A 23208-nucleotide genomic window follows, 5' to 3' on the forward strand; every position below is an offset into this window, starting at 1 on the left:
GCCCGGCTCGCCGGGCGGCCCTTCGGCCCGGCCGTATCAAGCGACGACGTAGCGCATCCGTACGTCATGACCGACAACACGTTGTGGCTCAACTGGCGGGGCGTCGAAGGTGACGAGCGGCTCAGGAACAGCAGCTTGTCCCGCAACGGCGCCTGGGTGGGGCGCCGTTGAGACCAGGGCCGCGGCGAGCGCCTTCGCCCCGGTGGCCGCGAGCTTCGCCGACCGGGCGCGCCTGCTGACCAGGGTCGACCAGCAGGGCCGCATCCGCGTCGGCCGAACCGCCTTCGGCGACGAGCTGTCCTCCACCGGCGGCGAGGCGACCCAGTTCGCCGGCCGCCCGGCCATCGCCATGGACGGCGATTCCGCCATCCTGGCCTGGAGCGCGGCCGGCGCGCTGGAGTACGCGACCGGCGGCCCCGGCAACTGGACGTCGCCGGGCCCCGTCGGCGGCTTCACCGACCGAGCGCCCGCCCTGGCCGTCCTGCACGGCACGGCCTCTGCGCCTGGAAGCAGTCCGGCACCGAGCGGATCATGTGGTCCGAGCACCAGCTGGGCACCTCGTCCTGGTCCGCCCCCGAGCCGCTGCCGCTCGTGGACGGCGGCGCCAACACCAGCGACGTCCCGGCCCTGGCGGTGACGGGTCGCGGCCTGGCCATGGCCTGGAAGGGCGTGGCCAACAACGACCCGCGCCTGTGGTTCTCCGAGTGGGAGCCCGGCGGCCGCTGGTCCACCCCGCACACCGTGGACCCGATCGACGGCGCCGTCCTGACGAGCCACGGCCCGGGCCTCGCCCACTTCGACGGGACACTGGTCCTGGCCTGGAAGGGCGCGGGCTCCGACCAGCGGGTCTGGTGGTCCAGCCGGGTGGACGCCAACCGCTGGGCGACGCCGCAGATCGCCCACCCGACGATCAACTCCGCCGCCGGCCCGTCCCTGGTCGCCTACGCCGCGCTGCACCCGTGACCTTCGTGCCACCCGGCCGATCCGGTCGAGGCCGCAGGTCCAGCACTGCACGAAGTGGGCGGTCCGGTGCTGAGCGCGCCGCTGTTGATGAGTTCGGTGGCGAGGGGCACGATCGGATGCATGCAGGTCAGCGTGTGGTACTTCGGGGACTGCCCGAACTGGCGGCTCGCCGAGCACCGGATGCGGGAGGCGCTGGACGAGATCGGCCGCGGCGATGCACAGGTACAGCTGCGGGCGGTGGAGACCGAGGCCGACGCGGCCGCTGCCGGTTTCGCGGGGTCACCGACGTTCACAGTGGACGGCGTCGACTTGTTCGACGCCCCACCCGCCACGGGCGCGCTGACCTGCCGCGTGTATCCCACGGCCGGCGGGCTGGCCGGCGTGCCCGAGGTGCGTGACCTGGTCGCCGCGCTCATCGAGAAGGTGGCGTGACGTTCCAGGTGTTCCGCGCGAGCGTGACGAAGCTGGGCATACCCTCGGTCGTGGGCCACTTTCCGCGCCGCGCGCCGCCCGGGTCCGGTGGCGGGGCGGCCGCGGCGAGCACGGTGGCGGTGATGACGCGCGGGGCCTGCGCCGGGTCGAGCCGTCCGGCGGCGCACTCGTCGGCGGCGGCGTGCACGATGCTGTAGAACACCGTCACGAGCCAGCTGACCGGCAGGTCCCGGCGGAACGCGCCGGTGTCGCGGCCCCGTTCGAGCAGTTGCCGGACCCGGGCCATCGGCTGGTCGTGGTGGGCCCGGAGGCGCTCTTCGCCCAGCTCGGTCGCCGCGGCCGACTTCACCGCGTGGAACTGGTGCACCAGCTGCCACGCCGAGCCGATCAGCTCCCCGAGCGCGGTCGCCGGCTCGGCGTCGAGCTCGACCCGGCCGAGCACCTCGTCGCACTGCGCCAGCAACCGGGCCAGTACCCCCTCGACAAGGTCAGCCCGGGTGCGGAAATGCCCGTAGAGGGTCATCCGGCCGACGCCGGCCGCCGCCGCGATGTCCGCCAGGCTCGCCTGCCGGTCACGGCTCAGACAGGCCAGTCCGGCGTCCAGGATCGCATCGATGTTCCGCTGCGCGTCGGCCCGCCGCCGCCCCGCCGCCGGTGCTGCCGACATCACACCACCCCCGCCTCATCCGCACTAACTCAGACGAGCATATACGAGTTACGCTTCCTCATAACTCGTACCGCATTGCTTGACTTAGGAGGATGGCGTGACCGCACCCACCGCTGCACCGACACCCGCGATGGCCGAGACACCCCCACCGCGGCGCTGGCTGGTCCTCGGGCTGCTCGGCGCCGGGCAGTTCATGCTGATCCTGGACATCACCGTGGTGAACGTCGCGCTGCCCCACATCAGCGCCGACCTGCACCTGGGCCGCATCGCCCTGACCTGGGCCCTCACCGCGTACACGCTGTGCTTCGGCGGGCTGATGCTGCTGGGCGGGCGGCTCGCCGACCTGCTCGGCGCGCGCCGCACCGTGCTGGCCGGCCTGGCGATCTTCATCGCCGCCTCCGCGCTCAGCGGCGCAGCGCACACCGCCACCACCTTGATCGCCGGCCGGGCGCTGCAAGGGGTCGGCGCCGCGATCCTGTCGCCCGCCGCCCTGTCGATCGTCACCACGACCTTCACCGGCGGTGCGCGCAACAAGGCCCTCGGTGTGTGGGCCGCCCTCGGCGGTACCGGCTCAGCCGTCGGCGTGCTCTTGGGCGGGGCGCTCACCGCCGGCCCCGGCTGGCGGTGGATCTTCCTCATCAACGTCCCCGTCGGCGTGGCCGTCCTCGCCGCGCTGCCGCTGCTGACCCGGGCGTGGCCGGCCAGCCGTCGCCGTGAGCGGCTCGACCTGCCCGGCGCCACGCTGATCACCGCCGCGACCGGGGCCGCCATCTACGGGTTCACCACCGCCGGCGACGACGGCTGGAGCGGCGTGCGCACCCTGGTCCCGCTCGCCGCGGCCGTCGTCCTCACCGCCGGGTTCCTGCTGCTGGAGCGCGGCCGCCGCCAGCCACTGCTCGACCCGCGGCTGCTCACCCGGCGGCCGATGGCGGCCGGCGCGTTCCTCATGCTGGTGGCCACCGCTCTGCTGGTCGGCGGCCTCTTCCTCGGCTCGTTCTGGCTGCAGCACGTACGCGGCTTCACCGCCCTCGCCACCGGCCTGGCGTTCCTGCCGACGGCGGTGATGACGATCGCCGGCGCCCATCTCGGCAGTCGCATCCTCGGTCACGCCGGCGGCCGGGCGGCCGCGGCCGGCGGGCTCGGTGTCGCGGCGGCAGGCGCCGCCGTCGCCACCGCCTGGCTGAGCGCACCCGGCCTGATCATCGGCCTCGCGGTCCTCGCCGCCGGTCTCGGCGCGACGTTCGTCGCGGCGACCTCCACCGCCCTGGCCCACGTCGACCCCCAGCAGGCCGGCGTCGCCTCCGGGGCCGTGAACACCTTCCACGAGCTCGGCGCCGCGATCGGTGTCGCCGTCGTGTCCAGCCTCGCCGCCGCCGGCCTCGGCGCCGACCCGACCAGCACCGGCTTCACCCGCGGACTGCTCTTCATCGTCATCCTCGGCGTGATCGCCGCGGCCGTCGCCGCGGTGCTGATCCCGGCCGGTCGGCCACCGGTGGGCGCCGTCCGCCACATGCACTGACCGGGCCGCCCTGCCACCGCAATGCCAGCGGGATCCGCATGCTGCGCCGGCCCGCGCAGCATGCGGCCGGCGGTAAGGACGATCGACGGCCCGACGGCCGGTCAGAACGGCATGTGCACCGGCGCCCCGATGCCGATCCGGTCGGCCACCATGGCCTGGAAGTGCGGGCAGCTGGTGAGGTCGTCGTGGTCGCAGGTCAGCGCGCAGTCGATGAGCTCGAGGGACGCCTGCGCCTGGGCGATGCGCCGCGCCAGGTCGGCCCGGTGCCGGCGCAGGACCTCCGTGCGCTGCGCCGGGCTCGGGGCGGCGATCATCGCGCGGATGTCGTCCAGGCCGAACCCGGCCTCCTTCGCCCGCAGGATGACCGCGATCCGGTACAGGTGGTCCGCACCGTAGCGCCGGCGGCCGGCCACCGCCCGCGGCGGCGACAGCAGCCCGACGGACTCCCAGTGCCGCAGCACATGCGTGGCCAGGCCGAAACGTGCGGCGATCTCGCCGATACCCATCGACGCCGGCCCGCCGGTTGACTTCATGCCGACATTAAGTCGCAGGGTGGTGGGCATGTCAACGACGAGCAACACCGTCGACGCGCTGATCCGGCTCCTCGACGCCGCTGACGCGCTGCCCGGCGCCGCCGCCCTCCGGGAGCGCAGCTACGACCTGCTCGCGCTCCCCCCGGGCGGGACGGTGGCCGACGTGGGCTGCGGCACCGGCCGGGCGGTGGCCGAGCTCGCCGACCGCGGGTTCCAGGCGATCGGGGTGGACCGCAGCGAGCAGATGATCGAGCAGGCCCGACGGCGCCGGCCCGGCCTCGACCTCCGATCGGGCGATGCCCGCCGGCTCCCGATCCCGGACGCGTCGGTCGCCGGGTACCGCGCGGACAAGGTCTTCCACGAACTGACCGATGCCGGCCAGGCTCTCGCCGAGGCCCGGCGGGTCCTCACCCCAGGCGGCTCGATCGTGCTGATCGGCCAGGACTGGGACACGTTCGTGATCGACGCCGACGACCGGGCGCTGACCCGGACCATCGTGCACGCCCGCGCCGACGCGATCCCAAGCCCGTGGGCCGCCCGCCGCTACCGCAACCTGCTGCTGGCGGCCGGATTCGACCAGCCCGCCGTCGAGGTGCACACCGCGGTGTTCACCGACGCCGCCATGCTGCCGATCCTGGTCGGGCTCGGCCGCGCCGCGCAGAGCACCGGCGCCATCAGCGGCGAACAGGCCGACGCATGGACCGCCGAGCAGCAGCACCGCGCCCAGACCGGTCGGATGTTCCTCGCCATCCCGATGTTCGTCGCCTCCGCGCGCCGATCATGACAGCTCGCGACGCTGGGCCGCCCGGGCCTGGGCGGTCCAGCGTCGCGGTGCACTACAGCCGGGCGAGGATCTTGTTCATGGTGTCGATCTCGGCCTGCTGAGCCGTGATGATCCGCTGGGCGAGGGCCTTGGCGTCGGCGTTGGTGCCGTTCCTGAGCTCGTCCTGGGACATGGCGATGGCGCCCTGGTGGTGGGCGATCATCATGGTGCAGAACTGCCGGTCGAAGTCTTTGCCGGTGGCCGCTTTGAGCTTGGCCATGTCGGTGCCGGACATCATGCCGGACATGCCGCCGTGCGACATGTCGCTCATCGCCGGGACGGGCTTGCCCCAGCTGGACAGCCAGCCGGTCATGGTCGTGATCTCGGGACCTTGCGCGGCCTTGATCTGCCTGGCGAGGGTCTTCACCTCGGGGTCGGCGGCGCGGGTGTCGGCGAGGTCGGCCATCTCCACGGCCTGCTGGTGGTGCGGGACCATCATCTGGGCGAACATCGCGTCGGCGTCGTTGAACGCGGCGGTACCGGGCGAGGCACTGCCGGCCGCCGTGGTGGTGGCACCGCCGTGCTGCATGCCGGGCATCGCGTCGTGGTCGCCGCAGGCGGCCACGAGCAGCGCAAGGGTGAGGGTGGCGCCGGCCAGGGTGGCTCGGCGCACGAGGGTGCGCGTCATGGGTGTGTTGACCTTTCGGTGTCGGACGGGGTCTGCGCAGGACGCGGCGGCACGGCGGCGGCCCGGACGGGCAGCGGCCGTGCGGGGCGTCCTACGTGCGCAGGACCGACACCGTGGCGAGGGTGAGACCGACCCGTCCGGTCGGAGGGCCGCGCGGGCGCGCCGCGCTGGACGGGCCGCCCCGGTGCGCCGTCGCGCCGGCCCGGCGGGCCCGCAGCACGGTGGCCGCGAGCAGGAGCACGGCGAACGCGACAAGTACGGCGACGCAGACATCCCAGCCGCCCGGCCCGTGACCGCCGCTCATCGGGGCGGTCAGGATGACACCGCAGCCGTCACCGGCGCACATCAGGCCGTCGGCCACCGCGATCGCGGGGTCTGGGGCCATGGCGGCGGGGTGACCGCGGTGGTGGTCGGCTCCGAGGTGCGGCCCGTGGTGGCCGAGGGTGTGCATGGCGGCCAGGCCGATCAGGGTGGTCAGCAGCAGCACCAGCCGGGCCGTCCGCCCATGCCGATGGTGCGCGCTGCCGTGGGCCACGACGTCCACGATACCGGCCGTCACGAGGTACGAGCGGCCGGTCGCAGCGCGGCGAGGGTGAGCTCGACCAGGCGGGTGCGGGCCGGGCGGGTGGCGGGCAGGTCGGCGGCCGCGGCGAGGGCGTGCAGGCTGTACGTGGCCAATTCGGCGGCCGGCACATCGGCGCGGACGTGCCCGGCCTGGGCTGCCGCGGCGATGACGTCGGTCAGCAGGGTGTGCAGGTGGTGGCGGGCCCGGTGCAGGTGCTCGGCGCGGTGCAGCGGCACGGCCAGGTCCGGGCCGTGCCCGGCCGTCGCGGGCTGATGCCGCCCTCCGGTCAGCTCGGCGAGCGTGAGCAGGACCGCCCGCAGCCGCGCATCCGCCTCGGCCGGCTCCGCGGCGACCGCGGTCAGCTGCGCGAGGTGCTCGCCGACCTGCCGCTCGTGCCAGGCCACGACGATCGCCTCGACGTCCGGGAAGTACTTGTACAGCGTGGCCCGGCCGATCCCGGCCTGCGCGGCGATCTGCGACATCGTCACCCCGGCCAGCCCGTGCTCGGCGACCAGCGCCGCCGTGGCGTCGAGGATCGCGGAATGCACGGTGCGGCGATGCTCGTCGATCGTCGCGTTCCACAGCCTCGGCACTCCCTCACCATACACTCCGCCGCCTACGAGACAGTATGTCTTGCAAAACGACACGTTGTCTTGCAAAGTGGTGGGCAGTCGAGTTGCAGGAGGCTTGTGATGACCGAACCGTCGCCGCGCTGGGTGAGGGTGTTCGCGATCGCCGGCGGGGTGATCGTGGTCCTGGTGGTGGTGGCCTTGCTGGCCGGACACGGACCGGGCCGGCACATGCACCACGGCATGCCGCACCCGGTACCGGCCGTGGGTGGGCCGGGATGGTGATGCGCCCGCCGACCCGGAGACTGATGCTGGTGCTGCACGTGGGCGCGTCGGTCGGCTGGCTCGGCGCGGTGGCCGCGTCCCTGGCCCTCGGCGTGGTCGGGCTGGCCGCCGACGACCCCGGCGTCGTACGTGGCGTCTATCTGGTCCTCGAGCCGGTCGGCTGGGCGACGCTCGTACCGTTCAGCGTGGCGAGCCTGCTCACCGGCCTCGTCCAGTCGCTGGGGACCACCTGGGGCCTCGTCCGGCACTACTGGGTGCTGTTCAAGCTGCTCATGAACCTGTTCGCCACCGGGATCCTGCTGCTGTACATGCAGACCCTCGCCATGCTCGCCGGCATGGCCGCCGACCCGGGTACCGGTGCCGCGCAACTGCGCACCGCGTCACCGGTCGTGCATGCCGCCGCCGCGATCGCGCTGCTGCTCGTCGCCCTGGTCCTGTCGGTGTACAAGCCGCGCGCCCTGACCAGGTACGGCCGATCCGATCTCCTCACCCCGGCTGGAGGCGTGCGATGAACCCGGCGCAGTGGAATGCCAGCTACACCACCGGAATCCCGCACTGGGACCCGGGCCGCCCGCAGCCGGCCATGGCGGAGCTGGTCAGCTCCGGCGCCGTGCGGGGCCGGGTCCTCGACGCCGGCTGCGGCAGCGGCGAGCACGTCCTGCTGTGCGCCGCCCACGGCCTGGACGCGACCGGCGTCGACATCGCACCGGCCGCGATCGGTATCGCCCGGAGCAAGGCCGCCGACCGCGGGTTGACCGCCCGGTTCATCGTGCACGACGTGCATCGCCTCGCCGACCTCGGCGAAACCTTCGACACCGTGCTGGACAGCGGCCTGCTGCACATCTTGACCAACCCCGAACGCGACGCCTACCTGCGCAGCGTCCGCTCGGTCCTCGCCCCGGGCGGCCGGATGCACGTCCTGTGCTTCAGCGACCGCCAGCAGGCCCCCGGCGGCCCCCGCCGGCTGTCCCGCGACGAGGTGGTCGCGGCGTTCACCGACGGCTGGCGCATCGACGCCATCACCCCCACCACCCTGGCCACCGCCGGCGATGGTGACGGCGTCGCGGGCTGGCTGGTGAGTCTCACCCTGCAGTCCCAACCGGTTACCGCGCACGCCCGGGTGCCCACCGTACGGGCACAGCGGTACCTCGAACAGTTCTGCCGGCACGCCGAACAGGTCCACCGCATCGGCCCCATCCCGAATCATCCCGGCGCGGACCGGCGGCAGGTGACCGTCCGGCGCGACGGGCCCGTCGCGATCCTGGACTTCGCGAGCGCCCGGTGCACCCTGGACGCACGGGCCGACGCCCTGCTCCTGCGGGTGGACGCCGACGACACCGAGACCCTGCGCCGGATCCAGGTGCTGCTCTCCGCCGACCTCGGCCGGTTCGCGCGCCGCGAACAGCCGGCCATCACCTGGCAACCCGGCGGGTCCGGGCAGCCCTGAACGCGCACCCGGTTGGCGTCGGTCACGCCGAGCCGCGAGCCGCGCCCCGGGGCGGCCGGGCTGACCGCGACCTCGTCGACCTCGAGGGCGCCGACCAGCTCGGCGGCGAATCCGGTCAGCTGTCGGGGTCGAACGCGCCGTCGAACTCGAAGGCCGGGTTGGTGACGTCGTTGCCGTGGGTGTCGGTGATGGTGGCCAGGCCGACGAGTTTGGACGGTCCGCCAGCGACGTAGGTGGCGTCGGCGTTGGCCGTGACCTCGAACTTGCCCTCCTGCCGCTGACCGCCGTCGTCGGTGAACGTGATCATGCAGATCCAGTTGGCGCCGGGACCGGCGTCGGGCACCTTGGGGCCGCCGCGGTCGCAGGTCGTATGCGCGTCGATCGACGCCACGGTGACGCCGGTCTTGCCGAGGATCGCGGAGCGCTGCACGTAGAGGTTGGCGAACGCCGGGCCGATGGCGCGTTCCAGGCGGGCCTTGGTGATGTCCTCGCCGCCGCGCCCGGCAGTGGCGGCGAACACCGCGGCGACGGCGGCGACCGCGGCCGTCGGGCCGAGCAGGCGGGTGCGCAATGTGGTGCGGTCCATGGCGGTCAGCCTCCGGTGATGTCGCGGCGGCGCAGCGCCAGGTAGCCGATGAGCAGGCACACGGCGGTCCAGCCGGCGGCGACCGCCCCGGCCTGCGCGATCGGGCCGGTGAACCGCTCCTGCGTGAACAGGCCGTGCCAGGCCTCGAAGCCGGTGGTGAGCAGCAGCCGCCGGGCGAGGTCGAGGCCGCCGAGGGTCGACAACAGCTGCATCGCGAAGCCGAGCACGACCGGGGTGGCGACGCCGACGGTGGGGTTGCGTGACAGCACGGACAGCAGCAGCGCCAGGGCGGTGAAGCCGAGCAGCGGCGCGATGGCCGTTGCCCAGGCCGCCGCGACGAGCGGCAGCGCGGTGCCGGCCGGGATGAGCTGGCCGGACAGGCCGGGCAGCGGCTGGGTGCCGACGATGAGCAGGCCGGCGGCGATCGTGCTGCCCGCGAGGATCAGCAGCGCGAGGAGGTTGAACAGCACGGCGGTCAGGGTCTTGGCGGCGAAGATCTGGCCGCGGCTCGCCGAGCGGGTCAGGATCGTCTTCCACGTGCCGTGGCCGTCCTCGTTGGCGAAAATGTCCCCGGCGACGAGCGCGGCGAGGAGCGGGAACAGCCACTGGTGGGCGAAGGCGAGGATGAGCAGGGCGTCGGCGAAGCCGCTGGCGTGGATGTGCCGGCCGTAGATGGTGTCCGACGGCGGCTGCTGGCCGGTGAACACCGCGACGATGACCGGCGGGACGATCAGGCAGCCCAGCAACAGGTAACGGGCGCGGGCCTGGGCGGCGACCTTCGCCACCTCCCAGCGCAGCACGGTCAGGGTGCCGGGCCGCCGGGCCGGCGCATGGTGACCGGCGGTGTGCGCAGTGACGGCGCCGACGGCGGTGGTGGTGTGGGTCATCGGCGGGCTCCGGTGGTGGCGGCGGTACGGTCCAGGTCGGCGGTGGGCGCGTCGGGCGCGGTCTCGGTGAGCATGAAGAACAGCGCCTCCAGCGGTGTCTCGGACAGGGCCAGCCCGCGCAGCCCGATCCCCGCGCCGACGAGGTCGGCGACGAGCGCGTCGAGCGCCGCCTCGTCGCCGCGGACCGCGAGGCCGCCGTCGGCCGGCTCGACGTCCAGGCCGCGGGCGGTCGCGAGGGCGACGGTGCGTTCGTCGTCGGTGGTGGCGAGGCGGTGCGCCTGGGCCGGCGCCCGCTCGCGGAGGGTGGCGATCGAGCCGTGGTAGACGACCTGACCGGTACGCATGATCATGACGTCGTCGCAGATCTGCTCGACCTCGGCCATGTCGTGGCTGGACAGCAGTACGGTCAGGCCGCTGCCGGCGAGGCGGTTGACGAGGGCGCGCATGTCGCGGATGCCGGCCGGGTCGAGGCCGTTGGCCGGCTCGTCGAGCACCAGCAGCCGCGGGTCGCGCAGCAGCGCGGCGGCCACGCCGAGGCGCTGACGCATGCCGAAGGAGTAGCCGCGGACCTTCTCCCGGTCCCGGCCGAGCAGGTCGACGGTGTCGAGAACCTCCTCGACCCGCCGGGTCGCGCCCGGCCCGTCGAGGCCGTCGAGGCCCGCGAGGAGCTGCAGGTTGCGCCGCCCGGACAGACCCGGGTAGAACCTCGGGCTCTCGATGAACCCGGCCACCCCGTCGAGGGTGCGCACCCCGTCGTGGGGCCAGGAACGGCCGAACACCTCGAGGGTACCGCCGTCCGGGCGGATGAGGCCGAACAGCATGCGCAGCAGCGTGGTCTTGCCGGCGCCGTTGGGGCCGAGGACGCCGTAGACCTCGCCCTGGGCGACCTGCAGGCTGATGTGGTCGACCGCGGTCAGCGTCCCGAACGTCTTGGTGAGGTCGACGGCGTTGACCGCCAGCACATCGCTCATGCCCACGGACGCTAGAGACGCCACATGAAACAGACATGAAGCCGTCGACGGTGAACCGCGGCGTGGTGCACTAGGCGGCATGCGCGTACTGGTGGTGGAGGATGAGCGACGCCTCGCCCAGCTGCTCACCCGTGGCCTGGCGGAGGCCGGCCACGACACCGAAGCCCGGCATACCGGCCCGGACGGGCTGCTCGCCGCGTCGGCCGGCCGCTTCGACGTGGTCGTGCTCGACGTGATGCTGCCCGGCCTGGACGGCGTGGCCGTCTGCCGGCGGCTGCGGCAGGCCGGACACCGGGTACCCGTGCTGATGCTCACCGCCCGCGGCGAAGTCCCCGACCGGGTCGCCGGCCTCGACGCCGGCGCCGACGACTACCTCAGCAAACCGTTCTCGTTCGACGAGCTCCTCGCCCGCCTGCGGGCCCTGCACCGGCGTACCGCCGACGCGGCCGCGGCCACCCTCACGGCCGGTGACCTCACCGCCGACCCCGCTACCCGAAGGGTCGCGCGCGGCGGCACCGGGATCGACGTCTCGGCCCGGGAGTTCGACATCCTCGCGCTGCTCATGACCCGGGCCGGGCAGTGCGTCACCCGCTACCAGATCCTCGACGAGGTGTGGGACGGCGAGACCGACCTGCGCTCCAACGTCATCGACGTCTACATCGCCACCCTGCGCGGCAAGGTCGACAAACCCTTCGGCCGGCACGCCATCGAGACCCTGCGCGGCGCCGGCTACCGGCTCCGTCCGGACGGTGGCTGAGATGACGCCCGGGTCCGGGCGGTGGCGGCGGCTGCCGCTGCGGGTCCGGCTCATCGCCGGGTTCGCCGCGGCCATGCTGGTCGTGCTCACCGGGGCGGGCGGGTTCGTGTACCTGCGGGTGCGGTACGCCCTCGACCGGCGCCTCGACGCCGACCTCACCGCCGAGCAGACCGCGGTTGCGGCCGCCCTGCACGACGGCACCCTCGACCCCCGCAACCCCGCGATCGTCTCCGGCGGCCTCTACCAGATCCTCGATCCCACCGGCGCGATCCTGCAGGCCAGCCCCGGCCTCACCAACCGGGCGCTGCTCACCGCCGGACAGGTCGCGGCCGCCCGGCAAGGGCCGGTCCGCGCCGATCTGGGCACGCTGCTGCCGATCAGCCCCGAACCGCTGCGCGTCCTCGCCACTGCGCTGTCCGCGGACACCACGCCGCCGGCCGGGCAACCGGCGGTCATGGTCGTCGCCGTGCGCCGCGACCAGCGCGACGAGGCCCTGCGGGAGCTCATCGCCCAGCTCGCCCTGGCCAACCTCGCGGCCCTGGCCGTTGCCTCGTTCGTCGGCTACCGTCTCGCCCGGGCCGCGCTCGACCCGGTCGAGCGTTACCGTGCCCAGGCCGCCCGCATCACCGACGGCGCCACCGGCGTCCGCCTCGACGTCCCGCCCGGCGACGACGAACTCACCCGCCTCGGCCGCACCCTCAACGACATGCTCGCCGCCCTCGACACCGCCCTGGAACGGGAACGGCGCTTCGTCAGCGACGCCAGCCACGAACTGCGTACCCCGCTGACCCTCCTCGCCGCCGAGCTCGAGCTCGCCCTGCGACGGCCCCGGCCCGCCACCGAACTCCAGGAGGCGCTGCGGGCCGCCGCCACCGACACCGCCGCATTGATCACCCTCGCCGACACCCTCCTGGCCGTCGGCGTCCAGCCCGCACCCGCCGCCGACGCCCCGCCCACCGACCTCGCCCACACGGTCGAGCCGATCGTGCGGCGGTACCGCAACGCCGCCGACCTCCCCGGCACCGCGCTGCGCACCGATCTCGACCCCGCGCCGCCGGTCCGCCTCGACCCGGTCCGCCTCGACCGCATCGTCACCAACCTGCTCGACAACGCCCTGCGCCACGGCGCCCCGCCGATCACCGTGGCCACCGCCACCGCCGGCGGTTGGGCGCGGCTCACCGTGCACGACACCGGCCCCGGCATGCCGGCCGAGTTCCTGCCCCACGCCGCGGAACGCTTCGCCCGCGCCGACACCGCCCGCACCACCCCCGGCACCGGCCTCGGCCTGTCCCTCGTCGAGGCCATCGTCACCGCGCACGGCGGGCAGCTGCGCTGCTGCTCCGGCCCCGCCCACCACCATCCACAGCGGGATCCGGTCCCGTGCACCCACCGCGGCACCGGCACCACGATCGCCGTGCTGCTCCCGACGACCGGACGGGGCTAGGTCCTCGGCGCGCGCGTGGACCGGGCGGCGAACGCGAGCGCCGCACCGGCCACGAGGAGGACGGCCAGCACCGCGAACCCATATGCCAGCGCCGTCGCGGACGCCACCGCGGCCACCAGCAGCGGCCCGCCGGCATCGCCGAGCTCCCGGCCCAGCTCCGCGGATCCCATCGTCTGGCCCAGCCGCTCCGGCGGCGTCCCCGCGGCCAGCGCCGCGAACCCCAGCGGCGTCATCAACCCGGTGCCGGCCCCGATCAGCACGGCCGCGGCCAGCACCCCGGCCAGGCCCGGCAGGATCGCACAGCCCAGGCCGGCCGCCGTGACCGCGAGGCCCGCACCCAGGCCGGTACGGGTCGTCAGCCGCCCCGCGTCGAGGGCGCGGCCGGCCCGCGGCTGCACCACCGCGGCACACACGGCCAGCACCGACACGGCAGCACCGGTGGCGACCGTACCGAGCCCGGCCGCCCGCCCGGTGACGGGCAGGAACCCCACCCCGACCGACAGCGCCGCCGACGCCGCCGCCAGCGCACCGGTCGGCGCCAGAAACGCCCGGTCGGTCAACCGCCGAACCAGGTCGAACACCGTCTGCCGTACCTTCGGCAGCGGCGCCACCGCCGGCACGGCCACGACCGCCCAGACCGCCACCGCCGCCCCGAGCACTGCCAGGACGCCGAACAGCAGCCGCAGCCCGCCGGCCCACACCAGCAATCCGCCGAGCAGCGGGCCCAGGGTGTAGCCGATCGACTTGTAGAAGCCGTACGAGCCGAACGCCCGGCCGTGCCGGGCCGCCGGCGTGAGCCGGGCGACAAGCGCCGACGCCGCGGGCGAGAACGCCGACGCCGCCGCGCCCTGGCCCAGCCGGGCCACCCACAACCACGACGGCCGGTCCGCCACGACGTACGCCGCCGACGCGACCGCGAAGGCGATCAGGCCGCCGAGCAGGACCGGGCGGGCCCCGACCCGGTCGGCCAGGCTTCCGAAGAGTGGCTTCAGCAGTACCTCCGCCCCGTCGTACAACGCCAGCAGCCCGCCCAGCACGAGCAGCGACGTGACCGCGTCCTCGGAGAACCCACCGAGGTTCGCGGCGATGCCGTGCGCGCCGAACGCCGTCGTCAGCCCGGCAGCGTACAGCGGCCACATCTTCCGGTCCGGCAAGGACGAAGTCATGAGTATGCCCCCTGCGAGGCGACGCGGCGTGGTTGACCAACGAGGCCGTAAGTTGTAACTTACCGTTCGTGGCAACTTACCAGACCGGTGACGGCTGGGACGTGCTCGGCGATCCGTCCCGGCGCGCCATCATCGCGTCGCTGGCCGAACGGCCCCAGGCCGTGGTCGAGCTCGCCGACGCGCTGCCCATCAGCCGGCCGGCGGTGTCGCAGCACCTGAAGGTGCTCAAGGATGCCGGGCTCGTCACCGACCGGGCCGCGGGGGCCCGCCGGGTCTACCGGCTCAACCCGGCCGGCGTGGCCGCGCTGCGCGACCAGCTCGACGCGTTCTGGAACCGCACGCTGGCCGGCTTTCAGGACGCGGTCGACGAATCCACCGAGGAGGGGTCATGACCGGAGCCGCCGAGGTCGTGGTGCGCCGGCACATCATCGTGCGGGCGCCGATCGAACGGGCATTCAGCGTGTTCACCGACCGGTTCGGCGACTTCAAACCACCGGAGCACAACCTGCTCGGCGCCCCGATCGCCGAGACCGTGTTCGAGCCGAAGGTCGGCGGCTACATCTACGACCGCGCCGTCGACGGCAGCGAGTGCCGCTGGGCGCGGGTCCTGGCCTACAACCCGCCGGACCGGGTCGTGTTCAGCTGGGACATCAGCCCCCAGTGGCAGGTCGAGACCGACCCGGAGCACGCCAGCGAGGTCGAGGTCACGTTCATCGCCGAGACTCCTGACCGGACCCGGGTCGAGCTGGAGCACCGCCACCTGGACCGGCACGGTCCCGGCTGGGAAGCCGTCCGCGACGGCGTCGCCCACGACCAGGGATGGCCCCTGTACCTGGACCGCTACGCCGCCCTCTTCGCCGAAGGCCGTTGAATGGCGCCGATCACCGTCGCCATCGACGTCGAACGGCCGGCGCCGGACGTGTTCGCCTACGCCGTCGACCCGGCCCGGATCCTCGATCTCACTCTTCGGCGCGGCCGGGCTGCTGCTGCTCATCGCCGGCATCGGCTTCGCCCGCCTGGGCGCCGTCCGGCGCAGGACCGCCGCGTTCTCGAAATAGGACGTTACGGCGGCGTCATGGCCGGAGGCTGGGCCAACGTACCGGTCGCGGCCCGCTCTTAAGCCGCACAGCCCGGTGATCACACAGCACTGTCTGTCGATTGCGGTGATGCGGCCTATGCGAGTTCCCGTGCTGCCTGTTCAAGGAACCGATCGATCTGGTGTCGCGCGTACCCGCGGAACTTGACCGCGAAGTCGGCCTGTCGCACCGCGACCGCAGCCTCGGCGCGGGCAGTGGCGCTCCCGGATGTCAGCGCTCGGCCGACCTGCTCGACCAACCGGTCCACGGCAGCCACGTCGTAGCCACGCAGGGCCACGTCGAACTCCGCCGTGTGCACCGACCAGCCGTCCGACAGGTCCGGGTCCGGCTCTGACCCGGGTGCACCCTCAAGCTGAGCGGTCAGACTCGCGATCGCGCCGTCGACCTGCGCCCGGTCGAACCCGCGCAGTACGACGGGCAGGTTCGCGCGGCGCAATGCGGCGACTGCGTCTGCCCGCGCACTCTCGTCGACGGCCGTGAGTGCGGCGACGGCCGGTGCCAGAAGCGCATCCACAGCTTGTGGGTCGTATCCGCGCAGCACCACGGAGAACTCGAAGGAGATCATCAGCTCAGTGTTGCCACCCCTGTCAATCCCGCCGCCTGCCAATTGTCGCGGAGTGCGATGGGGTCGGACTTGCGTAGGTGCGGTCCGCGTCGCTTGCCATCGCCCAGCTCCGCCGCGACCCACCCCGCCGCGTCTACTACCGCCGGCGCCTCGCCGAGTGCAAGACCACCATGGAAGCGCTACGCGCCGCGCTCATCGTCAGCGCGCTGGGCTGCCGACCACAACAGGGCCGGACTGCGAGCTCGGCTGTGATGCGCGCACGGCCAGCATGGCGATTCCGGTCGCTGCGGTGACAACCAGTGCGAGCCCAGCCACCGGGACGTCAACCAGGAACACGAACCGCCAACTCAGCGACCGCGCCAGCACGCCGCACACGACGGGGCCGAGAAGGAAAGCGGCACCCAGGGCGAGGCCGAGCACCAGCCGGGCCTGCGAACGCCCGCGGTCGAGCTGACCGGACAGGGCGAAGAGAACGCCGACCACGGTGCCGGCGCCCAGGCCGAGGATCGTCTGCCCTACTGCCATCACCGCCGTGCCCGGCGCGGCGAAGCACACCAGGCTCGCGACCACGACGAGGACGAGCGCCGGCACCCCCGCCGCGGTGGGCCACCGCCGTCCGAGCAGGTAGCCGGGTGCGGCCATGGCCGCCATTGCCAGCACGTAGGGCGTGATGACGGCCAGTGCCGTGGTCGCGGTGGAATGTCCGAGATCACGCCCGATCGCGCTTCCCCACGGTCCGATGGGGGCGGTGATCATTGCGGCGGCGAGCAGTGCGCCGATCGCAGGACCGGGAAGCGACCAGAGCGGCCGAACCACCGGCGGTCGGGCCGCGGCCGGTCCGATGTACCCGGGAGAATTCACCGGGAAAGCGTACACCCGGCCGAATTCAGACACGACGATGCGCATCGGTGTGGATCAACCCCTCGGCTGTGCGGTTCAGGGTGACGGCTGAGCAGGCCAGGCGGTGGCGGTCGCGGACGATCACGACCGCGCGGAGCAGATCGCCCGATCCATCACGGAGCCGGGCTGGCGGGGCACGGGCCCTGACCGACCTGGCCGGTATCGCTGAACCGGCGAGAGCCCACTCGTTGATCGCTGGCGCACCGGCAACGGTCGATGGACGGCGCCCCTGCAGGTCTTGGCGCGCGTTGACTCGGTAGGCGGCGGCCGGTCGCGCAGCATTGGATGCTGTGTCGAGGATCTGCGGGCGTTGACGGCGGCAAATGTGCGCGGCTGCTCGGGCTGCGCCGTCAAGCTGTCAGTGCCGAATCCAGTACCGATGCTCAAGCAGGTCGTCCCCGAGTTCCGTGATCTGGTTGATGGCGCCGATGAGGCGGACGGCTTCGCCGACCCGTTCCGAGGCTTCCACGGCGCCGACGTCGTCGCCGGCGGCCTGCAGGGCGATCAGCAGGTGGGCGGGGTCCGCGGGCAGGACTGACCACGGTAGGCCGGGACCGGCCGGCCGGGCGTCGGCCTGTAGGACCGCCGCCTTGGCGTTCTCGTCCAGGACACGGGCGTGTCCGAGTGGGCGGAAACCGGTGGAACCTTTCGGCCGTAGCCGTCCTCCTCTCCACAGACAAGTTGTGAAGGAGGAGCCGTAAATGATCACGACACTACCGATGCCGGTCGTCGAGGGCGTCACGCACCACACCGTCGCGGCGGGCGGCCTGAACTTCCACGTCGCCGAGGCCGGTGCCGGAACCCCCGTGCTGATGCTGCACGGATTCCCGCAACACTGGTACGCCTGGCGGAAGGTGATTCCCATGCTGCCCGGATGCCGGCTCATCTGCCCCGACCTGCGCGGTTTCGGCTGGTCGGATGCGCCGCGACGGGGCTACGACGTGGACACGCTCACCGCCGACATCCTCGCGCTGATGGATGCCCTGGCGCTGGAGCGTGTGTACCTGGTCGGGCACGACTGGGGCGCGAAGGTCGGTTTCCGGCTGTGCATGAGCCAGCCGGACCGCTTCGCCGGGTTCGTTGCGCTCAATACGTTGCATCCGTTGCCGGCGCGTGGACCGCTGATTCGGCACGCGTGGCGGCAGTGGTACACGGCGTTGATCGAATATCCCGGTGTCGGCGCCTGGATGCTGCGCCGACCCGGGCTCGTCCGGTTCCTTCTGCGCCGGGCCGTGGCCGACCCCCGGCTGTGGCGCGACGACGAACTGGCCGCCTTCGCCGATGTGTTCATCCAACCGGAACGGGCACGCGCCGGGCAGGCGCTGCATTGGCAGTACGTCCTGCGGGAGATTCCGCGGCTGCTACGTCGCAGCATGCCCGAGCGGCCGCTGACGGTACCGACGACGTTGCTGTTCGGCGCCGTCGACGTCACGCTGTCGCCGGCGCAGCTGGCCGGCGCCGATGGCCTGCGCGTACAGGTGGTCGCCGGCTGTGGGCATCACCTGCCCGACGAGCGTCCCGACCTGGTCGCCCAGGCGGTACGGCAGATGATCGACAGTCTCACTGTGCGCGACGGGCGCTGACCCGGGCAGCGAGGCGGTCGGCGGCGCGCCGGTTGGCCAGCCCGACCAGCACGGGTACCAACGCGGCGCGGCCCGGCACTCGTATGCCTCCGGTGAGAGCGACGAGCGTGCCGGCTGGGTCCGGGCGTGCCGCCATACCGATCAACAGGAATCTGCTCTGCATCCAGCACCAGCCCGGCCGCAGTAGCACGTCGAAGCGGGCCCGCATCCCCCACCGGCTGCGGGCCACCGCTTCCAGCCGCTCGCCGTCGTTGCGAGTGACCCGCATGCGGTGCAGGTCGGGCTGGAACCGGCCGAGTTCGCCTTCCAAGTCGCTCATCACTGCCCACACCTCGTCGAACGGTGCGGCCACGATCCGGCTGGCGACCCGCGCTCCGGGGATCGCCGCCGCCAGCACGGTCAACCGGCGTACCGGGTCGAGTTCGGCCATCGGCCATGCATCGGTCATGATGTCCACGCCCTTCGAAAGCTGGCCCGGGCGCGGTGCAGGCGGGACTTCACGGTGCCCGCAGGCACGTCCAGAAGCCGCGCCACCTCACTCTCGTCAAGGCCTTCCAGGTCGCGCAGGACCAGCGCGGCGCGATGCTCGGGCGACAGCCGGTCGAGTACGTCGCGGATGTCGGCCGCCAGCTGCGGATCGCCCGGCGCGGGCAGCTCGTCCAGCTCGGTGGGGACGCTACGGGCCTGCCGCCGCGCCACCCGCACTGCTTCGCGTACCGCGATCGCCCGCACCCAGCCGTAGAGGGCCTCCGGCTCACGCAGCGTACGCAGGCCACGGAACACCGCGATCAGCGCCTCCTGGGCCGCGTCAGCCCCGCTGTCCAACGCGATCGGGCCACAGATGCGGCCGACGTACGGCGCGAGAAAGTCGAGCAGATCACTCATCGCCAGCACGTCACCGCCCAGCGCAGCGCGCGCCAGCGCCACCCCACGGTCCCGATCCATAGCCTGAAGCCTGCCATAGCGGCCGTCCCGGGCCGGCCGCACCCGGTCCAAGGTCCTCTCATCACCACGGGCGAGCGCCCAACCGAACGGTAAGCGGCCGACCAAGCCAGCCCCCAGCACCCCAAGAACCGGCCCTGGGAACGGAAAGGGCGCTGCCAGGTCCGCCGATGTGCGCTATACCGGCAGTGTGTCGAACGCGTATGTGCAGAGCATGGCCCATAACTTCGAGCAGGCGCTGCGGCTGATGGAGACGGCGCTGACCGACTGCCCCGACGAGCTGTGGCACACGGACCTGTGGCCGGACGAGGCGCCTACGGCTGTGACGCCGCACGGCGGATTGCACGGCTCGGCTCCCTGGTTCCTCGGCTACCACGCGCTGAGCACGCTCGACTATGACCTGGCCGGCGAGTTCGAGCCGTGGGCACCGCCGCAACCGTTCGACGACAACACCTACGGCTTCCCGAACCGCAGGTTCACCAAGCCCGAGCTTCTCGGGTACATCGACTGGTGCCGCCGCCGCGTCCGCCAGACCCTTGACGGCCTCACCGGGGAGACGGCCGCTCGGCCACTTCCAAGCGCCCATCGGTACCACGGAATGCTGTTCGCGGTGAGTGTCGGCAGCATGCCGCTGCACGTCGTTGAGCACGCCTCCCAGATCCGTCAGTTCCTCACCGCCGCGGGCATCAGAGTGCAACCCATGCCAGGTGACCGTGGGTACACGGGTTGATGTTGCCGGTCATCCTGGCGGCGGCAGTGGCGGGTAGGCAGGCGCCGGTTGACGGCTATCTGCCCTTCGGGGCGTACAGCTGCGATTGGCGTCGCATGATCTCCCGCATCGGCGTGTCGCGGTCCACGCCGTAGGCAGTGCCGGGGAAGTCGAGGCGCTTCTGTACCGCCCACAGGTCGTCGTGCCGGTCCGGCGAGAACAACTCGGCTGGGTCGCCGGCCGCGATCCAGCCGATGGGGACAACAGTTCCCGGCGCCAGGCGGGAGTTCACGTGCAGGACGCTGTTGATCCGCAGTTCGGAACCGGCGCCGGCATGCGAGCCGGGAAACATCGATGCACCCGTGGCGATGAACACCTCATCCTCGACATGGGTGCCGTTGAGATGGGTCTGCGGACCGACCATCACCGAGTCACCGATCACGAGCGGGTGCTGAACCCTGCCCCGCAGGACGGCGTGTTCCATCACCACGACATCGCGCCCGATAACCACCGGACCGTGGACCGCGTGGATCACCGCAAGGTCGAGAACCCTCGACCCCGCGCCGACGGTGACCTCTCCGGTCAAAATCGCATGGGGTGAGACCCAGGCGTCTGGATGTACGTTGACCATGCCTATCAGTCTGCGCCGGCATCCCCTATTGCAGCTGTCCGCGCCGTAACAGGCTGATCAGCGTTTCGACACGAGCCGTCTCGCGGTCGGGCCGCAGCCGGCCGTGCCGGGACAGGTCAGCCAGGCCGTGCAGCGCGCTCCACAAGATCTCCGCCCGGGTTTCGTCGCCCATGGTGGACAGCAGGGGGCGGAATCCGGCGCGCAGCGGCTCGGGCGTGACGGGCCGGGCGAACTCAAGGTCGGTCGGCATCGAGAACATCGCCTCGTACGTCGCCGGCTGCGAGCGGGCGAAGTCGAGGTACGCCGCGCAGATCCCGCCCAGGTCGCCCGCCGCGATCAGGCGCTCGGCGAGCCGGGCGAAGCCGGCCAGTGCCACCGCCCGGATGATGCCGTCCCGGCCGTCGGGGAAGTGCCCGTAGAGAACCGGCTGGCTGAAGCCGATCGTGTCGGCGAGCCGTCGCACGGTCACCGCCGGCCACCCGTGCGCCTCGGCGATCTCCCGCGCCACGTCGACGATCCGATCCCGCCGGCCGGCACGGGCCAGCTGTGCTCTCGTTGGGGTCTTCACATCTTCATCGTAGCAGTGCTAGATTTCTAGCACCGCTAGAAATCCGGAGGGATCATGACTGTACTCCTCGACGTTCTCGCCACCGCCGCTGCGCTGGCCACAGCCGTCATCTTCGGCACCGACACGCTGGCCGCGCTGGTCATGCGCCCGACATACGCCGCGCTCGACGAGGCCGCCATGACCCGCGTCGTCGGGCTGTCCCACCGGTACGGCAACGCCCGCATGCCCCTGCCCGGGATCCTCAGCGTGGTCGCCGGCGCCGCAGCCGCGCTCACCGCGTTCCTCACCGGCCGCCCAGCCGCCGGCGTTGCCGCGGGGATCGCCCTGCTCCTGCTGCTGGTCTGGCTGGTCCTGTTCAACCGGATCTCGCTACCGATCAACAAGACCTTCATCGAGGCAGCCGAGGCCGGCCAGGTACCGCCCGGCGCACGCCGGCTCCAGGAACGGTGGGACTCGATCATCAACCTGCGCGCGGCCCTGCAAGGAACCGCGCTGCTCGGTTTCTGCCTCACCCTCGCTCTCGCGGCAGCCTGACACACCGAGACGGCGGCAGCGCACAGTCCGATGGTCAAATGCATTGTCGTTCGATCTTGGGCACCGTTACCGTAGCGACGTGGCGCAGCACCGATCGCGCGCGGCCCGGCTGTTCCGGCTGCTGTCGGTCGCGCTGACCCCGGGCATCACGGCCGAGGCGGCCACGAGCCTGTCGGCGTGGGAGCCGCGACGCACCCGCGAGGCCCTCATGGAGCTGGCCGAGGCCGCGCTGGTGGCGGAGGACGACCACGGCCGGTTCACCTCACACGTCCTGGTCAAGGCGTACGCGGAGGAGCTGTTCCGGGAAACCGAACCGCCCGTCGAGCGGGCGGCGGCGGTGAGCCGGCTCCTGCAGCATTACCTGCACAGCGCGCTGAATGCCCAGTCCGAGCTGAAGGGCTACTTCCGGATCTCACCGCCGCCGCCTCCGCCGGACGGCGTGGTCGCCGAGCGGCAGGGCTCACTGGACAACGCCTACGGCTGGTTCGATCGTCACCGCGACGTGCTGTTCGAGGCTGTCCACGTCGCGGCCGAGGGTGACCACGGTGTCGCCCTTGGCGGCTGGCCCTGGCCATGCCGCAGTACCTGGAGAAGGCGGGCCCCTTCCGCGACTGGGAGGACGTCCTCCGCTTGGCGCTGCGGGCCGCCCGCGAGCAAGGTGACGGGATCGGCGAGGCGCACCTGTGCCGCAGCCTCGCCGGTGCCCGCTGGTACTCCGGCGCGAACGACGACGCCCTCGACCTGCTGCGGACCGCGTTGCGGCACTACACCGAGCACGGCATGACCAGGGAGCAGAGCGCGGTGCGGAACAACCTCCAGGCGGTGTATACCTCGCTCGGCGACCACGAGGTGGCGCTGGAACACGCCCGGCAGGCGGTGACGCTGGGCCGGCTCAGCGGAGAGCGTCTCATCGAACTCAACGGCCTGTTGGGCATAGGTCAGTCGCTCGCCGAGCTTGAGCGGTTCGAGGAGGCGGTACATGCGTTGCGGGAGGCGATCGACGTCGGCCGCGACATCGACCAGTGGACCGAGGAAGCGGTGAGCCGGCACCTGCTCGCGCAGAGCCTCGCGGGCATGGGCCGAGTCGACGAGGCGATCGAGGAGTACACCGCAGCGCTCCGGCTGGGCGGCGTGTTGGCGCACGGACCGATGCAGGTCTATTCGCTCCGGGATCTGTCGAAACTTCTGCTGTCGACGGGTGACGTGGCCGGGGCGCGGCGGGCATTCGACCGCGCCGTCGAGCTGATGGGCACATTCCAGGACGGCGGACCCGAGTTCCTGCGAGCCGACCTCGGGCAGCTCGCAGAACTGCTCGCCCGGCACCGCTAGCTCGACAGGTTGACACCACCACACGCTCCCGGCCATGCTCACCGCGTAGTCAGGTGGTCCCTCAGCCGCGGCAACACCCCTAACTGGAGTTCATCCGTGCCCTGGCGC

32 protein-coding genes are annotated in these 23208 nt (G+C 72.6%); 17 read left to right on the plus strand and 15 right to left on the minus strand.

Annotated features, from left to right (window positions below; all coding sequences use genetic code 11):
* The first annotated feature begins 531 nt into the window (after positions 1–531).
* Positions 532–963 (plus strand): hypothetical protein, encoded by a 432-nt coding sequence (locus AB0B76_RS24975; RefSeq protein WP_360379481.1) that lies wholly within the window; start codon positions 532–534, stop codon positions 961–963.
* 120 nt (positions 964–1083) lie between these two features.
* Positions 1084–1395 (plus strand): hypothetical protein, encoded by a 312-nt coding sequence (locus tag AB0B76_RS24980; RefSeq protein ID WP_360379483.1) that lies wholly within the window; start codon positions 1084–1086, stop codon positions 1393–1395.
* Here the strand turns inward: AB0B76_RS24980 and AB0B76_RS24985 are convergent.
* Complete coding sequence (locus tag AB0B76_RS24985) at positions 1376–2062, minus strand: TetR/AcrR family transcriptional regulator (protein ID WP_360379485.1); 687 nt, start codon at positions 2060–2062, stop codon at positions 1376–1378. The genes AB0B76_RS24980 and AB0B76_RS24985 overlap by 20 nt on opposite strands.
* 97 nt (positions 2063–2159) lie before the next feature.
* Here AB0B76_RS24985 and AB0B76_RS24990 point away from each other — a divergent pair, with 97 nt between their 5' ends.
* The gene (locus tag AB0B76_RS24990; RefSeq protein WP_360379487.1) at positions 2160–3581 is read left to right on the plus strand and encodes an MFS transporter; all 1422 of its coding nucleotides are present in this window, start codon (positions 2160–2162) and stop codon (positions 3579–3581) included.
* 101 nt (positions 3582–3682) lie between these two features.
* Here the strand turns inward: AB0B76_RS24990 and AB0B76_RS24995 are convergent, their stop codons facing one another.
* On the minus strand, positions 3683–4114 hold the full coding sequence (locus AB0B76_RS24995; RefSeq protein ID WP_360379490.1) for a MerR family transcriptional regulator: 432 nt from the start codon (positions 4112–4114) through the stop codon (positions 3683–3685).
* A 28-nt stretch (positions 4115–4142) separates the two neighbouring features.
* Between AB0B76_RS24995 and AB0B76_RS25000 the strand changes: the two genes are divergently transcribed.
* Positions 4143–4898, plus strand: a complete 756-nt coding sequence (locus AB0B76_RS25000) for a methyltransferase domain-containing protein (protein ID WP_360379493.1) — start codon at positions 4143–4145, stop codon at positions 4896–4898.
* A 52-nt stretch (positions 4899–4950) separates the two neighbouring features.
* Here the strand turns inward: AB0B76_RS25000 and AB0B76_RS25005 are convergent, their stop codons facing one another.
* The 3 genes from AB0B76_RS25005 to AB0B76_RS25015 all read right to left on the minus strand — a co-directional run bounded on the left by AB0B76_RS25005 (position 4951) and on the right by AB0B76_RS25015 (position 6723).
* Entirely contained in the window at positions 4951–5565 is a 615-nt protein-coding gene (locus tag AB0B76_RS25005) for a DUF305 domain-containing protein (RefSeq protein ID WP_360379495.1), read from the minus strand.
* A 91-nt stretch (positions 5566–5656) separates the two neighbouring features.
* Complete coding sequence (locus AB0B76_RS25010; RefSeq protein ID WP_360379498.1) at positions 5657–6100, minus strand: DUF6153 family protein; 444 nt, start codon at positions 6098–6100, stop codon at positions 5657–5659.
* 20 nt (positions 6101–6120) lie between these two features.
* Positions 6121–6723, minus strand: a complete 603-nt coding sequence (locus AB0B76_RS25015) for a helix-turn-helix domain-containing protein (protein WP_360379500.1) — start codon at positions 6721–6723, stop codon at positions 6121–6123.
* A 99-nt stretch (positions 6724–6822) separates the two neighbouring features.
* Here AB0B76_RS25015 and AB0B76_RS25020 point away from each other — a divergent pair, with 99 nt between their 5' ends.
* The 3 genes from AB0B76_RS25020 to AB0B76_RS25030 are packed head-to-tail and all read left to right on the plus strand — an operon-like array spanning position 6823 to position 8431.
* Entirely contained in the window at positions 6823–6984 is a 162-nt protein-coding gene (locus tag AB0B76_RS25020) for a hypothetical protein (RefSeq protein ID WP_360379502.1), read from the plus strand.
* Positions 6978–7496: a DUF2269 domain-containing protein gene (locus AB0B76_RS25025; protein WP_360379504.1), complete on the plus strand. Its 519-nt coding sequence runs from the start codon at positions 6978–6980 to the stop codon at positions 7494–7496. The genes AB0B76_RS25020 and AB0B76_RS25025 overlap by 7 nt, the downstream gene beginning before the upstream one ends.
* A complete protein-coding gene (locus AB0B76_RS25030; protein WP_360379506.1) occupies positions 7493–8431 on the plus strand; it encodes a DUF2218 domain-containing protein in 939 nt (312 codons plus the stop codon). The genes AB0B76_RS25025 and AB0B76_RS25030 overlap by 4 nt, the downstream gene beginning before the upstream one ends.
* 115 nt (positions 8432–8546) lie before the next feature.
* Here the strand turns inward: AB0B76_RS25030 and AB0B76_RS25035 are convergent, their stop codons facing one another.
* The 3 genes from AB0B76_RS25035 to AB0B76_RS25045 are packed head-to-tail and all read right to left on the minus strand — an operon-like array spanning position 8547 to position 10875.
* Positions 8547–9017, minus strand: a complete 471-nt coding sequence (locus tag AB0B76_RS25035) for a hypothetical protein (RefSeq protein ID WP_360379509.1) — start codon at positions 9015–9017, stop codon at positions 8547–8549.
* A 5-nt stretch (positions 9018–9022) separates the two neighbouring features.
* Entirely contained in the window at positions 9023–9904 is an 882-nt protein-coding gene (locus tag AB0B76_RS25040; RefSeq protein WP_360379512.1) for an ABC transporter permease, read from the minus strand.
* Positions 9901–10875: an ABC transporter ATP-binding protein gene (locus AB0B76_RS25045; RefSeq protein WP_360379514.1), complete on the minus strand. Its 975-nt coding sequence runs from the start codon at positions 10873–10875 to the stop codon at positions 9901–9903. Before AB0B76_RS25045 ends, AB0B76_RS25040 begins: the two co-directional genes overlap by 4 nt.
* A 79-nt stretch (positions 10876–10954) precedes the next feature.
* Between AB0B76_RS25045 and AB0B76_RS25050 the strand changes: the two genes are divergently transcribed.
* Both AB0B76_RS25050 and AB0B76_RS25055 read left to right on the plus strand, forming a co-directional pair.
* Positions 10955–11632, plus strand: coding sequence for a response regulator transcription factor (locus tag AB0B76_RS25050; RefSeq protein WP_360379517.1), 678 nt, complete (start codon positions 10955–10957; stop codon positions 11630–11632).
* 1 nt (position 11633) lies between these two features.
* Positions 11634–13076, plus strand: coding sequence for a HAMP domain-containing sensor histidine kinase (locus AB0B76_RS25055; RefSeq protein WP_360379520.1), 1443 nt, complete (start codon positions 11634–11636; stop codon positions 13074–13076).
* Here AB0B76_RS25055 and AB0B76_RS25060 read toward each other — a convergent pair.
* Entirely contained in the window at positions 13073–14242 is a 1170-nt protein-coding gene (locus AB0B76_RS25060; RefSeq protein ID WP_360379523.1) for an MFS transporter, read from the minus strand. The two genes, AB0B76_RS25055 and AB0B76_RS25060, sit on opposite strands and share 4 nt — an antisense overlap.
* Before the next feature lie 68 nt (positions 14243–14310).
* Here AB0B76_RS25060 and AB0B76_RS25065 point away from each other — a divergent pair, with 68 nt between their 5' ends.
* Complete coding sequence (locus AB0B76_RS25065) at positions 14311–14634, plus strand: metalloregulator ArsR/SmtB family transcription factor (protein WP_360379526.1); 324 nt, start codon at positions 14311–14313, stop codon at positions 14632–14634.
* Positions 14631–15113, plus strand: coding sequence for an SRPBCC family protein (locus tag AB0B76_RS25070; protein WP_360379529.1), 483 nt, complete (start codon positions 14631–14633; stop codon positions 15111–15113). The genes AB0B76_RS25065 and AB0B76_RS25070 overlap by 4 nt, the downstream gene beginning before the upstream one ends.
* 302 nt (positions 15114–15415) lie before the next feature.
* Here the strand turns inward: AB0B76_RS25070 and AB0B76_RS25075 are convergent, their stop codons facing one another.
* Both AB0B76_RS25075 and AB0B76_RS25080 read right to left on the minus strand, forming a co-directional pair.
* On the minus strand, positions 15416–15904 hold the full coding sequence (locus tag AB0B76_RS25075; RefSeq protein WP_360379531.1) for a DivIVA domain-containing protein: 489 nt from the start codon (positions 15902–15904) through the stop codon (positions 15416–15418).
* Positions 15905–16102: 198 nt separating this feature from the next.
* Entirely contained in the window at positions 16103–16810 is a 708-nt protein-coding gene (locus AB0B76_RS25080) for an MFS transporter (RefSeq protein ID WP_360379533.1), read from the minus strand.
* Positions 16811–17183: 373 nt separating this feature from the next.
* Here AB0B76_RS25080 and AB0B76_RS25085 point away from each other — a divergent pair, with 373 nt between their 5' ends.
* Positions 17184–17342 carry a hypothetical protein gene (locus tag AB0B76_RS25085; protein WP_360379536.1) on the plus strand — a complete coding sequence of 53 codons (159 nt, stop codon included), beginning with the start codon at positions 17184–17186 and terminating at the stop codon, positions 17340–17342.
* 181 nt (positions 17343–17523) lie between these two features.
* Positions 17524–18387, plus strand: coding sequence for an alpha/beta hydrolase (locus AB0B76_RS25090; protein WP_360379538.1), 864 nt, complete (start codon positions 17524–17526; stop codon positions 18385–18387).
* Here AB0B76_RS25090 and AB0B76_RS25095 read toward each other — a convergent pair.
* Both AB0B76_RS25095 and AB0B76_RS25100 read right to left on the minus strand, forming a co-directional pair.
* Positions 18365–18844: a hypothetical protein gene (locus AB0B76_RS25095; protein WP_360379540.1), complete on the minus strand. Its 480-nt coding sequence runs from the start codon at positions 18842–18844 to the stop codon at positions 18365–18367. The genes AB0B76_RS25090 and AB0B76_RS25095 overlap by 23 nt on opposite strands.
* A complete protein-coding gene (locus AB0B76_RS25100) occupies positions 18832–19332 on the minus strand; it encodes a sigma-70 family RNA polymerase sigma factor (RefSeq protein WP_360379543.1) in 501 nt (166 codons plus the stop codon). Before AB0B76_RS25100 ends, AB0B76_RS25095 begins: the two co-directional genes overlap by 13 nt.
* Positions 19333–19501: 169 nt before the next feature.
* Between AB0B76_RS25100 and AB0B76_RS25105 the strand changes: the two genes are divergently transcribed.
* Complete coding sequence (locus AB0B76_RS25105) at positions 19502–20059, plus strand: DinB family protein (protein WP_360379546.1); 558 nt, start codon at positions 19502–19504, stop codon at positions 20057–20059.
* A gap of 55 nt (positions 20060–20114) precedes the next feature.
* On the opposite strand, the gene AB0B76_RS25110 is transcribed toward AB0B76_RS25105, so the two are convergent.
* Together AB0B76_RS25110 and AB0B76_RS25115 are read right to left on the minus strand one after the other, a co-directional pair.
* The gene (locus tag AB0B76_RS25110; RefSeq protein ID WP_360379549.1) at positions 20115–20669 is read right to left on the minus strand and encodes a gamma carbonic anhydrase family protein; all 555 of its coding nucleotides are present in this window, start codon (positions 20667–20669) and stop codon (positions 20115–20117) included.
* A 25-nt stretch (positions 20670–20694) separates the two neighbouring features.
* Positions 20695–21237 (minus strand): TetR/AcrR family transcriptional regulator, encoded by a 543-nt coding sequence (locus AB0B76_RS25115; RefSeq protein ID WP_360379552.1) that lies wholly within the window; start codon positions 21235–21237, stop codon positions 20695–20697.
* 54 nt (positions 21238–21291) lie between these two features.
* On the opposite strand from AB0B76_RS25115, the gene AB0B76_RS25120 reads away from it, so the two are divergent.
* From AB0B76_RS25120 to AB0B76_RS25130, 3 genes are all read left to right on the plus strand, one after another.
* Entirely contained in the window at positions 21292–21771 is a 480-nt protein-coding gene (locus AB0B76_RS25120; RefSeq protein ID WP_360379554.1) for a DUF1772 domain-containing protein, read from the plus strand.
* Between the two features lie 79 nt (positions 21772–21850).
* Positions 21851–22555: a hypothetical protein gene (locus AB0B76_RS25125; protein WP_360379556.1), complete on the plus strand. Its 705-nt coding sequence runs from the start codon at positions 21851–21853 to the stop codon at positions 22553–22555.
* A complete protein-coding gene (locus tag AB0B76_RS25130) occupies positions 22552–23100 on the plus strand; it encodes a tetratricopeptide repeat protein (protein ID WP_360379559.1) in 549 nt (182 codons plus the stop codon). Before AB0B76_RS25125 ends, AB0B76_RS25130 begins: the two co-directional genes overlap by 4 nt.
* Positions 23101–23208 lie beyond the last annotated feature (108 nt).

It is taken from the genome of Dactylosporangium sp. NPDC049140, assembly GCF_040648435.1.